The following is a 12071-nucleotide window of genomic DNA, read 5'->3' on the forward strand; positions in this document are numbered from 1 at the left end:
GCTTCTAGCCGATTTTTTCTATGTAAAACAGTATACTAGCATTTAATGGAAGAGCCGTTTTATTGAAGTGCCTTACCTTAGGAAGTATAATGAAAGTAAAGTTCTTAAACAGGACGAGGTGAAAAAACGATGCTTACTCTAGATATATTCGGGTTCAGAGCCTTATGGAGTCCGATATATTTTCTTGTGATGGCAGTTCTATTAGTTGCTTATTATCTTGTTGTCTTCAAGTACTATGATCGTTTTAAGGAAGGTGTGCCTGCAACACGAAAACAGGCTATGTACTTTACCTCTGCAATCATTGTGCTGTATATCATTAAAGGTTCTCCTGTCGATTTGATGGCTCATATCACTTTTTATATGCACATGATCCAAATGGCAGTCCTATACCTTGTTGTTCCGCCTCTTTTGATTTTTGGCTTGCCAGACTGGCTTTGGAGGTCATTCCTATCGCTTCCGGTAATTGACCCGCTGTTCCGCTTTTTCACAAAGCCGCTGATTGCCTTGATCATGTTCAATGGTATTTTCTCTATTTATCACATCCCGCTGATTTTTGACTTTGTAAAAACGGATATGTGGCTTCATGCTACCTATACATCGGTGTTATTTGTACTTGCGATGTTCATGTGGTGGCCGCTCGTCAATAAATTGGAAGAGTATCAGACTTTATCAGGCGTTAAGAAAATGGGATACATCTTTGCTGACGGTGTACTAATCACACCAGCTTGCGCTTTGATCATCTTTGCCGATACACCTATGTACGCAACTTTCTCCGATCCGAATGCATGGGGTGAAGCTTTGAAATTATGTGTACCCCCTACAATGCTATCGAGCTTGGAACTCAGCGGTCCGGAAACCTTCAGTTCTATATCGCTGCTGCATGACCAGCAGCTTGGCGGAGTAATCATGAAGGTTATTCAGGAAATCGTATATGGTATTTTCCTGGGATATGCGTTCTTCCAATGGTTCCGTAATGAAGAAGATCGCCAGGCTGAACAGGACGCAATCAATCTTGCCAGCGCGCCTCAGCCGGTCAAATAATCTGAGTTTTAAAAGCTTCCCACTGGGGAGCTTTTATTTTTATTCACTGCGAGAAAATTTATCAGTAATATGCAATCAAATATTGAAAAAAAGAGACAAGTCACCTACAATTAACCTTATGGAGAAATAATGATTGAGAGGTAAACATACATGTCTAACTTACCGATCCTGCCAACTATCAGCACGACATTTATTGTTTTAAGTGCGATTACCGTGGCAATTGGCTGGGCCCAAATAAAACAAAGAAAGATTGATCAGCATCGCAAGACCATGACGCTTGCTGGGATATTCGCAATCATATTCTTTGTCATTTATGCATCAAGGACAATCTTCATCGGAAACACTTCCTTTGGAGGACCGGATGATATCAAGATTTATTACACACTGTTCTTGATTTTCCATATTACACTTGCGACTATTGGAGCGGTCCTTGGAATCATTTCACTTTACACGGGATATAAAAACAGGCTGGAGCGTCATCGAAAACTTGGACCAGTGACCAGTGTTACCTGGTTTTTCACCGGAATTACGGGTGTAGCTGTTTATCTGTTGCTTTATGTGTTTTATAAAGGCGGAGAAACGACTTCAGTCATCAAGGCCATACTTGGGACATAACAGGCTTTAAAAACATTGCTGATAGCAATGTTTTTTTTATTTTTTTTAGAAGGTTTTCCACTTGCAGCAGGCGAATCTATTAGGGTGATTAAAAGGGGGCGATTCACCTGGAAATTAAAGTTTTATCCGAAAAACATTATATGGAGTCAATGAAATTATCAATGTATGCTTTTCAGTATAAGGTACCGGAAAATGATATTCCAAAACGGTTGGAAACGCTAAAGAAACATCACTTGCTTGGAATCTTTGAGGGAGAAGAGCTGGCGTCCAAATTGCATGTTCTTTCTTTGAAGGTGAGGCTCGGCCAGATTGAATGGAAAATGGGCGGAATTGCTGGAGTAGCCACCTATCCTGAGCACAGGCGTAAAGGGCATGTGAACGCTCTGATGAAAAGGGCATTGAAAGATATGGACCAAGACGGAAACGTTGTTTCATTCCTTCATCCATTCCAGATTGACTTCTATAGAAGATTTGGCTGGGAGATTATCTCAGACAATAGAAAGGTCATAATTGAGAAGTTGGACCTTAAGCCGGTAGATGCTCAAATGGGCATTATTAAGCGTCATACAGAGGAAAGACACTCAACTGATATTGAGAAGGTGTATGAACGCTATGCAGAAATGCATAGCGCGATGCTTATAAGGGATACGGAATGGTGGAGTAAGAGCATATATGGAGAACAAACAGCTGCTGTTTATTATGATTCTGAAAATGAAGCGGCAGGATACCTGTTATACGAGATTAAAGACAATGTAATGAAAGTTGAGGAATATGTTTCTTTAACTCATGAAGCGAGAAAAGCACTATGGAATTTCATTTGCCAGCATGATTCTATGGTAGAACGTGTAGAGGTGCTGACATCCATCCACGATCCTTTCCCGTATTTTTTGAAGGAGCCTAAGCTCAAGACTGAAATTTATCCATATTTCATGGGTCGCATCGTGAATGCTGAAAAAGCATTATCGACATATCCCTTCAGCAACAGGAATGCAGGGGAGAATATCTTCATTCATCTGGATGACGCTGCAGCTTTATGGAATGAAGGGACCTATATAATAGGGCAGGACGGGGTTAAATTTCACCCTGTCAAAGAGGGAGGAACTTGTGTAACAGCTCCGAAGCGGGGACTGCACATGAACATCAACACCCTGACTGCTTTGTTATTCGGCTATAAACGTCCACTTGAATTATATGAATTAGAACTGCTAAAGGGAAACATAGATGAAGTAAATGTGCTCGAGCAGATAATACCGGCATTCAAGCCATTCTTCTATGACTTTTTCTAAATCCATAGAAATACAAAAAACCCCGGGTGTCAAGCCACACGGGGTTTTTTCGTCCTTAAATCTTGAATTTGAGTTTGATGATGCCAGCTTCTTTTGCTGAATTGAATCCAATCAGGAGCAATGGCCCGATGACGAAACCCATGAAACCGAATAGCTTCAGGCCAAGATACATGGCGATCAGGGTGGACAGTGGAGAAAGGCCGATATGGCTGCCCATCACTTTAGGCTCTACTGTTCGCCTGATAATCAGCAAAATGACTGCGAGCACAGCCAGTTGGGTTCCAAGCGCGATATTGCCTGTGGCCAGGTGGAAGATGGACCATGGCGCCAGGATGACGATTGAGCCAATCAACGGGATAAAATCTATCAGCCAGATTATCGCCGACATTACAATGGCATATTCAGGTGTGATGAAAAGCAGTCCAATCAGCGCAACGATAAAAATAATCACGCTAACAAGAAATTGTGCCTTCAAAAATCCAAATACAACATAAGAAAGCCGTGAAGTCATGAAATGGACTTTGTCTGCAGTTCGTTCTGTCAAATGGCTGTAAACACCCTGCCTTAAAGATGGCAGTTCCAGCAAGAAAAGGAACAGTGCAATCAAATAGACCAGGAAGCTGATCAGGAAATTTGGGATGTAGGTCAGCAATGCCTTCAGATTATCTATATTGATAAAAGCAATCATGTCATTCTTGAGTTTATTGAGGAAGTCTTCAGCCCGGTTGCTGATTTCGGTAACCACTTCCCTTGGAAGATCATTGGCCGCTTCAACAAAACTATTTTCGGCCTTATACCAGGCATTTGTGATTTCATTTATATAGACTGGAGTATTATCTATCAAGTCAATTGCCTCGGTGACTGCCGTGGTAGTCAGGAAATAGCCAGCGACCACAATGAGCAATACGAACAGGAGGAAGATTGTCAAGACTGCCAGGCGCCGCCCGCTTTTGAATTTTTTCTGGAAGTATAAGACTGCAGGCTCAAGAAAAAGGGCAGTGATCAAAGCTGCAATTAGCGGGATGGATACCGGCAGGATAATGTAGAGAATAGCTGCAACTAAGATGGTGATTAATGCAATAATGATCGTGCGTTTAGTGAAAATACCGGACAAGTGAAACTCCTTTCTATACTCCTGAAGAGTATATACCTCTAAAAAGCATTGTATTAAGGGCAATTAAGCCTGAAATGTCAAAAAGCGCAAAAAATTCCTTAACAATTAAATTATAGTACGCATTTAATATAAGAAACAACAAAAATCCGCTTTTATCCATGTCTTTTTGTAAACTTTGTTGATTTTAAAAACAGAAGGGTCCTTTAAATGAAGATTTGAAAGTTAATATCACTATGTATGCCGTTGAAAATCAGGTTCCGCAACCTTATAGAGGGGTGAGGAAATGAAGGAGTCAAGAAAAATCATGCCTCTGCAATATAGAGAGGTATGCCGTGCGGTCTGTGCGATTGTCCATGCCAATATAAATGACAGCTCTTTTTTTCACCAGTCTAAGGTAAAGGCCAGAATTTCTCGATTACGAAGAAACTCATTCGCTGATAATGGGGTCATTGTTGATCTTGAACAGGGTATCGTGAAAATTAAAGTATATGTTGAGACTATGGCAGGGGAATACTCGATTCTTCTTTCTGCAATGGAGCTTCAGAAAAACATAGAAGAGGAGATCGTGCTGCTAACTTCTATTATACCGAAGACGATTGATATATTCATTACGGGATTGAATGTAAAAAAGACGCAATGATTGCGTCTTTTTCCATTGGATTTAAATTGCGAATGTTTCTACTTCAGCTTTTACATCTTTTAAAAGATTTTCGCACTGGCTGACAAGTGCTTTCGGGAATTGCTCACCTTCGCCATACTCAACGCCATGCGGATAATAATGTTTTCCTAGCAAAGGAGTCATCAGTTGGATGATCGCTTTATGTGCCCCGACATCTCCCTCGTGGACATAGCCCTGGACACGCAGATAAAACGTCCCTTCCTTTACCACTAGCTTTTTGTCATAGGTTACTCTCTCATAGTCCCATTGTCCTTCACGTACAAGACCGTGCTCTAACATAACCTCGTCAAGACGGTTCAAGTCCGCTTTCAGGTTTTCAATACCTGTATTTTCGAATTTCATCCTTTTCCCTCCTAAAACACACTGCAGTAATATCGCCTAAAATAGATTATATCTCAAATTTAATAATAGTAAAAATATGATTAAGTTGCAATGAATATAAAAGTGAAATTCTTAGCTTTCCGTTCTGTTAGCAAAGGCAACATACAAGCAAATAAGATTTATGCAATTTAGGGCATAATTAGCATCATACAGGCTAACCTAACAGTGAGAATAAGCTTTGATTCATAAGGAGGAAAAGAAAGTGCGTAAAATTCGTGAAATCATGACTAGCGATGTAGAAACCTGTACTTTGCTGGATAATGTATTCGAAGTGGCAGTCAAAATGAAAGAATGGAATGTTGGAGCCATTCCCATTGTAGACGAGGATAAGCTCGTGGGCATGATCACCGACAGAGATATAGTCATTAGAGGGATAGCAGAAAAACATCCGCCTTCTTCAAAGGTTGAAAGCGTCATGAGTGACCATCTCGTTACAGCCACACCGGATATGACAACTAAAGAAGCAACAAAACTTATGGCGGAACACCAAATAAGAAGGCTTCCAGTAGTCGAAGGCGATAAATTAGTAGGGATCGTAGCGTTAGGTGATTTTGCCGTAGATGAAATGACAGACGAACAAGCTCAGCATGCCCTAACAGAAATATCAGAGCCAGGTAATCATATGCAATAATTTAAGGCACTCATCTTGGGTGCTTTTTTTCATTAAAAAGCCTTGTAATCCAATCTTCCTCTAAAAAATTGTTGTTTGATTTTACATTGAATGAACGGTATGTTAAAAGTAGGGTAACCCGGGACAAGTGAATAAAAGTGTCAATCATGTTAAAGCAGATCTTTTTTTTGGAGTGCAATGGAACACTTCTATTAAAAAGAACATTATAAATGATATAATAATTTCAAAAAACATTCATATAGTGAAAGAGAGAGAGTCGTGTCTTTTGACTCACATAAGTAGCTGGCGATTGTCAAAAAGGGGGGATCTACCTGCGAACTATTGTAAGGATATTAATATTTGCTGCAATTTTTTTACTTATAGGTTTATACATGGGGTATAACAAAGAAGATAATGATGGATTGGTAATCGAACAGAATTCGACTCCTAAAGTGGATGAATCCCTCGAAAAGGACATAAGTGAACAAAGTCTCAGTGAGGGCATTGAGCAGCCATCACAAGGTGTTGCTTCCTTAATGGGAAAGGATATTGACTCTCTTAAGGCGGCTTTAGGCGAACCGTCCCGGGTCGACCTTTCAGCCTATGGATTCCATTGGTGGATTTTCAACAAACAACCTGACCAGTATATCCAGGCTGGTGTTTTTAATGGGAAGGTCGTGACAGCTTTTGGCATTGGATCTTCTGTTAATGTTCAGCCATTTAAGATTGGCCAGCATATTGAAGAGATTTTCTCTATGAACGTTATTGAGCCTGATGTAACATTTGAATATAACGGAAGCTCCTATAAGTTCGAACTTTCCGAGCAGGATATGAACACCCGTCCTATTATAAAAATGGGAGAGTACTTTGTACAGCTCTACATTGATAAATTCACGAGTTCTGTCTCGAGCATCAGGTATATGGACAAGGAAACGATCGTAAAGCAGCGGCCATATGAAATGGTCTACAGGGGAAGTTTGATAGAACCGCCTGTGCTATCGGAAGGTGATTGGGTCAGGATTGAAGCCGGTCTTGAAAAACAGATCCTGGATATTACGAATGCAATCAGGATTCGGCATGAGCTTCCATCCCTTGAATGGCATGAAAAGACAGCAGAAGTCGCCTATGCCCATAGCAAGGATATGGCCATTGAAGATTACTTCTCACACGAGTCGGACAAGTACGGGGACTTATCTGAAAGGCTGAAAGCAGCAGAGATTTTGTATCAGTTGGCCGGGGAAAACATTGCTGCTAACTATACAGATGGACCAGCCGTTGTCGAAGGCTGGCTGAATAGCGAATCCCATCGTGAGGCCTTATTGAACGAAGAATTTACGCATCTTGGCGTAGGGGTGTATCAAAGGCATTATACCCAGAACTTTTTGAAAATGTGGGAAGAACCACAACAGTAATTGCTATTTTACATTCATCCAATAAGAACAGCAAAGGAGCATGCACCAAAAAGGTCATGCTCCTTCGTTTTGCTTGATTGTTCTATTGACTGAGAAGAAACCTTGCTTCCAGTTACCGTAAAGATGGACCATTTCGCCTTCTGTATAAAGGGGAGGAACTGCGCCTTTCCTTAATGGTGTCACTTTTTTTACGGTCAATTCCTTTGAACCAGTGTTGATTCTCAATACGGTTATATGGTTATAGCGATGATAATAAAATCGCTCTTTATATTCCGTTACCTCAATGATTTTACCGCTTACGATCGCTTCCTCAGGAATGTTTTCTAGTTGGAGCCATTCCTGGAAATTCGCCTGCATTTCTTTCTTCGTCAACCAGTAAAAATAGGCAAGGACGATCGGAATCGCTATTGCTGTAACCATTATTGACCACCTTATTTATGCTGTTTTTTTACAACGAAAAAGCTGCCGGATGAATGAGCGATTTTTTTGCCATCCGATCTGAATACATCAGCTTCCAGGACAACGGTGCTTCGGCCTTGATGGATCAGGGTGGCTTTACAATGGAGATTGTCGCCTATCCCTGGTGCCAGGTAATGAATGTTTATTTGTGACGTGACAGCTGCGTAACCCTCTGGGAGCAGTTTATTTGCTAATGTGCCCATCGCCGTGTCGAGGACCGTAGCAGTGAAACCGCCATGAACAATCCCGAGCGTATTGTCGAGCACATTTGTAATGGGTATATCAATTTCGCAAGTTTCATGATCAAGTCTCCTATCCATATGCAGAAGGCCGTCAATATACGTGCTGTTTTTTCCGCTTAGTTTATTTTTAACCCCTGACAGCACTGTTTTAAGTGCTTCAAGTTCTTGTTCTCCCGATAACGAGATGCATTCGTCTAAAAGCTGTTGCAATTCCTTTTCCACGATATTAATACCTCTTTCTGAATGGTCCTGATTCTTTAATTTCATATCAATAATATTATTTTGAAAAAGCCATCTTATTAATCTGTGTTTTATTTTAACACTTTAAAAAACTTAGATGAAGTTTAAAAGCATATAGTGGATGAAAAGTGGTTAATTCAATTGACATGAAGCAACGATTCACCAAAAATGATGGTTTTCATATGCTATTATAGGCATTTGTTACACTGTGAGGTGAAAGCTATGGCCAAAAAGAAACTTCATCCCTCTGTTGTGAAGTTCAAGGAATTTGTGAAGAACCACCCAGAGCTCGTACAGGAGGTCAGGAAGGGGAATACGACCTGGCAGGAAATGTACGAAGATTGGTACCTGCTGGGTGAGGATGACCCCAAATGGAACAAGAGCAGTAATGACAAGGACGGGAAAAGCGAAGAAAAGGAAAAGAAAACGGATTGGTTAGGCACGATCATGGGGGCTGTTAAGAATATGGACCCCGAACAGGTTCAAGGGCAAATCCATAATATCAGCCAGGCACTCGGAGCGATCCAGGGTGTGCTTTCTCAGTTCCAGGGCAGCAAAGGCGGCGGAAAGCAATCGTCAAATAGTTCAGGACCTGCACATCCTTTCTCCTTCAGGCAGGATTAGAATGGAGGCTAAATATGCGTAAAGATGTCATGGAGCAATTACGATCGAATAAAGAATTGATCGAGTTCGTCCGATCCCAGCCACACTGGTACAGGAAGTTGAGCAGGGATCCAAGAGATATTTATTCTGCAGAAATCGCTGCACTGCATCATTTTGAAAAAACGATCCCCCATAAGGTTCAAAAGTTCTCCAACAGTGTCCAGATGGCCTCAATGATGATGCATATGTTCTCGAGCATGAATTCGCAATCATAACAAAGCTTTCTTCTGAATGAGGAAAGCTTTTACTTTGATTGCTTTTTCAAGTAAACCAAGCAGCATGCGTGGGCCTTCAGGGGGTGCGGCCGGAAAGTTTAGCTTTTCTGGCAGTTTCATGGTAAAATGAGGTTCGGAGGTGAGCCAGCATTGCTTGCTGTTACATCAGAAAGAGTATTATTGTTGGAAGAAGCTGAACAGTTAGTCAGCATGATTTTACAATCAGATATTGCCGAATATTATCGGGAATGTTTATATAATGTGAAAAATAATCCGGAGACACAGAGGAAGGTTCGTGACTTTGTGGTCATGAAGGAACGCTATGAAGAGGTTCAGCGTTTTGGAAAGTACCATCCTGACTATAAGGAAGTCATGGGCCAGATCAGGGTTGTCAAAAGAGAGCTTGACATGGATGAGGTTATTGCCGAATTCAAGAAAGCAGAAAATGATTTGCAAAGCCTGCTTGATGAGGTCAGCGTGATCATCGGCAGATCCGTTTCGGAGAGCGTCAAGGTTCCGACCGGAAATCCATTCTTCGAAAGCTCCTGCGGTGGGGGCTGCGGCAGCGGAGGAAGCTGTGGCTGCTCTGCATAAATCGTTATGAAAAGCATGGATCATCCATGCTTTTTTCTTATGATTTTAGCTTTGTTTGAACTCAATAAGTGTTTAACACGATTGATTATTGAAAAAACTGGTTTTTGTATGCTAGACTAGTACAAAGCAAACGTTTACCGAAGGGGAAAAGAATATGATAGGACAGAGGCAGGGAATCATCGTCTGGCTGTATTCACTAAAACAAGCCAAGATGCTCAGAAGATTTGGTAATGTTCATTTTGTCTCGAAGAAGTTGAAATATGCCGTAATATATTGCAATCTTGATGAGGCAGAGTCACTCATGGAGAAAATCAATTCATATTCGTTTGTTAAAAAGGTGGAACCTTCCTATAAACCATTCTTAAAGATGGAATTCGAAAACTCTTCCCCTGATAAAGCAAAAGAATATGACTACAAGATGGGTATATAGAAACATATTAGTAAAAGGTGAGGGGAACCCCTCACCTTTTTATTTTCCAGTCTTCTATTGCAGCGGTGGAATATAATGGTTCAGCCTTAATATGCCTATTAGGTGCTGGTAGTACAATTCTTTTTCGGGGAACATCGTCGAAGGCTTGGCATCAAATTCTATGATGGTTTTCCCCAGTTCCTCAGCCAGTTCCGCAAATAGATCGAAGCGTTTGTTTTTCAGGACATGAGGGTTTGGAATTCCCTCCCTGCATACATAAAGTGCCTGGAATTTCCCCGGGTCTGTTGGTTTGAGCACAACGACAAGGGAGCTTACATCTTTTTCATTTATTTTTGTATGGATCGCCATTAAATGCATCAATCGATGCTGGTTTGCCCTGGCAGTTTCAATTAGTTCGTAAAGATCGGAATATCCTTCTCCAAGCTCGATAAAGCGCTGAATCAATCTGAATTCCCCCTTCCAACTTTTCATTCCTTCATACTTTACCATTTGTGGTCAAAAAATTGAAGCGTGTCAGACTTGACTTCTTTATATAATTTTTAAAGTTTGTCTTACCCTCGTACGTTGTTTTTGCTATTTTATTAGTAGAAGAGATAGGGGAGTCATACAATGAAAAAAGTATCCATCCTGATGATTTCAGGATTATTCATAATTATTTGCGCAGCCGTTTTATGGCAGTGGCATGTCTTTTCAAAAAACAGCGACAAGCCAGCTGGACCAAAGGAAGAGTTATCTATTATTGCTGCAGTGAAGGTCGAAGAGAATCGGCTTTTGGTAAAGCAGACTTTTCGAGGTCTTGACGCTAACCGACAATATAAAGCTGTCATTCCTGCTCAACTCACAGAGGTCAATTGCACCGATGCAGCGGGAAATCCTTGTGAAGATGGATTTGAAAAATTGCCAAAGGGAAAGGATATCCAGTTTGAGTACATGATTGAATCGGGACCTGGGTTCTCACTTCTTTTGAATGATTGGATGATTGTACTGAAAGATGCATCGTTCGCCAAGACGAGAATAGAGATTGTAGACCACTATAACCGTAAAGGGACATGGGCTGCCGGGCTTCCATTGAAGGGCTTCAAGCAAACGGAGCTGCTGCACTATTATGTGTTTGAAGGGGAGAATTCAAATCCTTCGCTATATTGGCAGGAAAAACCCCTTTTTAAACTAAGCGGACAAAAGGAGATAAAATATTATACTAGTCACAAAGAGCAGGCCATCTATGAATTTGCCAGTCTCGCTAGACTTTCAGACAAACATTTATCTGTGGTCATCACAGATGGACAAAGGGCTGTACATGGAAACGGGCTCCTGCTGGCTGGCAATAAGCTGAACGAAAAGGAGCTAGAACGTGAATTGGCATCAGCTTTATTGGCGTCAAAGTTTGGAACTGATAGAGGCAAGGAAGGATTCACTCTTGAGGCACTCACGTCACTGGTTATCAAACAGGAACCGGAGAATGCCAAAAGCAAGGCAATGGCCGCGGAGTTGGAGAATACATTGTCTGCAATAGAAACAGTTGATTTTATCACCTATTTTTCCAAAGAGAGACAGCTGGATGCCAGCTCGCTTGATAAGTATTTGTCGTCAATCAAAGGGATGAATACAAAGTTCTTCTTGCAAAATAGCACAGAAGATCAAGAGTTTTTTCCATTGCTTTTTACAGATGCAAGGAGTGTCATCGTGAATGGAAAGGAAAGGGATGAATTGGAGGTTGTAGTCAAAAATGATGAACATTTGTTTCCTTTAGTGTCTACAATGGCTGCCATAGGCTACAAAACCAAAGTAGGAACTGATTTTACTATAATGGAACTCTCATCTGCCAGCAGTAAATATTCCTTCAACCTTAAGAATAAAACTTTCATGATTGACGGCCAAAGCTTTGGGCTTCTTGAGAATCCCTTCAAGTACATAAATGGAGAATGGTACCTCGAAAAGCAATGGTTTCATGGAATTTTTAAAGTGGAAATTTCGGAGAAGAGCGATAGCTTCATTCTTGAATCATAAATAATTTACCCATTATCCCAAGGCAAAAAAAAAGCCCTGCAGTTTCTGCAGGGTCCTTCTATATCCTGTCAACAGGATAGAAG

Annotated in this window: 16 protein-coding genes; 11 read left to right on the forward strand and 5 right to left on the reverse strand. The window is 41.0% G+C overall.

Going from position 1 to position 12071, the window contains the following annotated elements; all coding sequences use genetic code 11:
- Positions 1 to 129 precede the first annotated feature (129 nt).
- From ctaG to RH061_RS07655, 3 genes are all read left to right on the forward strand, one after another.
- Positions 130 to 1041 carry a cytochrome c oxidase assembly factor CtaG gene (ctaG, locus tag RH061_RS07645; protein ID WP_311075115.1) on the forward strand — a complete coding sequence of 304 codons (912 nt, stop codon included), beginning with the start codon at positions 130 to 132 and terminating at the stop codon, positions 1039 to 1041.
- A 150-nt stretch (positions 1042 to 1191) separates the two neighbouring features.
- On the forward strand, positions 1192 to 1656 hold the full coding sequence (locus RH061_RS07650) for a DUF420 domain-containing protein (protein WP_311075116.1): 465 nt from the start codon (positions 1192 to 1194) through the stop codon (positions 1654 to 1656).
- A gap of 113 nt (positions 1657 to 1769) precedes the next feature.
- Positions 1770 to 2942: a GNAT family N-acetyltransferase gene (locus tag RH061_RS07655; RefSeq protein ID WP_311076316.1), complete on the forward strand. Its 1173-nt coding sequence runs from the start codon at positions 1770 to 1772 to the stop codon at positions 2940 to 2942.
- 55 nt (positions 2943 to 2997) lie between these two features.
- Here the strand turns inward: RH061_RS07655 and ytvI are convergent, their stop codons facing one another.
- Positions 2998 to 4056, reverse strand: a complete 1059-nt coding sequence (gene ytvI, locus RH061_RS07660; protein ID WP_311075118.1) for a sporulation integral membrane protein YtvI — start codon at positions 4054 to 4056, stop codon at positions 2998 to 3000.
- 283 nt (positions 4057 to 4339) lie between these two features.
- Here ytvI and RH061_RS07665 point away from each other — a divergent pair, with 283 nt between their 5' ends.
- The gene (locus tag RH061_RS07665; RefSeq protein WP_311075120.1) at positions 4340 to 4696 is read left to right on the forward strand and encodes a hypothetical protein; all 357 of its coding nucleotides are present in this window, start codon (positions 4340 to 4342) and stop codon (positions 4694 to 4696) included.
- Between the two features lie 21 nt (positions 4697 to 4717).
- Here RH061_RS07665 and RH061_RS07670 read toward each other — a convergent pair whose 3' ends face one another.
- The gene (locus RH061_RS07670) at positions 4718 to 5077 is read right to left on the reverse strand and encodes a YugN family protein (RefSeq protein WP_311075122.1); all 360 of its coding nucleotides are present in this window, start codon (positions 5075 to 5077) and stop codon (positions 4718 to 4720) included.
- A 241-nt stretch (positions 5078 to 5318) separates the two neighbouring features.
- On the opposite strand from RH061_RS07670, the gene RH061_RS07675 reads away from it, so the two are divergent.
- On the forward strand, positions 5319 to 5747 hold the full coding sequence (locus RH061_RS07675) for a CBS domain-containing protein (protein WP_311075124.1): 429 nt from the start codon (positions 5319 to 5321) through the stop codon (positions 5745 to 5747).
- 311 nt (positions 5748 to 6058) lie between these two features.
- On the forward strand, positions 6059 to 7138 hold the full coding sequence (locus tag RH061_RS07680) for a CAP domain-containing protein (RefSeq protein ID WP_396654888.1): 1080 nt from the start codon (positions 6059 to 6061) through the stop codon (positions 7136 to 7138).
- 54 nt (positions 7139 to 7192) lie between these two features.
- On the opposite strand, the gene RH061_RS07685 is transcribed toward RH061_RS07680, so the two are convergent.
- Both RH061_RS07685 and RH061_RS07690 read right to left on the reverse strand, forming a co-directional pair.
- The gene (locus RH061_RS07685) at positions 7193 to 7558 is read right to left on the reverse strand and encodes a hypothetical protein (protein WP_311075130.1); all 366 of its coding nucleotides are present in this window, start codon (positions 7556 to 7558) and stop codon (positions 7193 to 7195) included.
- Positions 7559 to 7569: 11 nt separating this feature from the next.
- Positions 7570 to 8061, reverse strand: coding sequence for a PaaI family thioesterase (locus RH061_RS07690; protein ID WP_311075132.1), 492 nt, complete (start codon positions 8059 to 8061; stop codon positions 7570 to 7572).
- Between the two features lie 240 nt (positions 8062 to 8301).
- Here RH061_RS07690 and ylbD point away from each other — a divergent pair, with 240 nt between their 5' ends.
- From ylbD to RH061_RS07710, 4 genes are all read left to right on the forward strand, one after another.
- Positions 8302 to 8703: a YlbD family protein gene (gene ylbD / locus RH061_RS07695; RefSeq protein WP_311075133.1), complete on the forward strand. Its 402-nt coding sequence runs from the start codon at positions 8302 to 8304 to the stop codon at positions 8701 to 8703.
- Between the two features lie 14 nt (positions 8704 to 8717).
- Entirely contained in the window at positions 8718 to 8957 is a 240-nt protein-coding gene (locus tag RH061_RS07700) for a YlbE-like family protein (RefSeq protein WP_311075134.1), read from the forward strand.
- Positions 8958 to 9083: 126 nt separating this feature from the next.
- On the forward strand, positions 9084 to 9551 hold the full coding sequence (locus RH061_RS07705; protein ID WP_311075136.1) for a YlbF/YmcA family competence regulator: 468 nt from the start codon (positions 9084 to 9086) through the stop codon (positions 9549 to 9551).
- 154 nt (positions 9552 to 9705) lie between these two features.
- Positions 9706 to 9981 (forward strand): YlbG family protein, encoded by a 276-nt coding sequence (locus RH061_RS07710; RefSeq protein ID WP_167831850.1) that lies wholly within the window; start codon positions 9706 to 9708, stop codon positions 9979 to 9981.
- Positions 9982 to 10035: 54 nt separating this feature from the next.
- Here RH061_RS07710 and RH061_RS07715 read toward each other — a convergent pair whose 3' ends face one another.
- Entirely contained in the window at positions 10036 to 10425 is a 390-nt protein-coding gene (locus tag RH061_RS07715; protein WP_311075138.1) for a DUF7147 family protein, read from the reverse strand.
- Between the two features lie 165 nt (positions 10426 to 10590).
- On the opposite strand from RH061_RS07715, the gene RH061_RS07720 reads away from it, so the two are divergent.
- Positions 10591 to 11988: a hypothetical protein gene (locus RH061_RS07720; protein WP_311075140.1), complete on the forward strand. Its 1398-nt coding sequence runs from the start codon at positions 10591 to 10593 to the stop codon at positions 11986 to 11988.
- The last annotated feature ends 83 nt before the right edge of the window (positions 11989 to 12071 follow it).

This window comes from Mesobacillus jeotgali, from assembly GCF_031759225.1.
In the GTDB taxonomy this organism is placed as follows: domain Bacteria; phylum Bacillota; class Bacilli; order Bacillales; family Cytobacillaceae; genus Mesobacillus; species Mesobacillus jeotgali_B.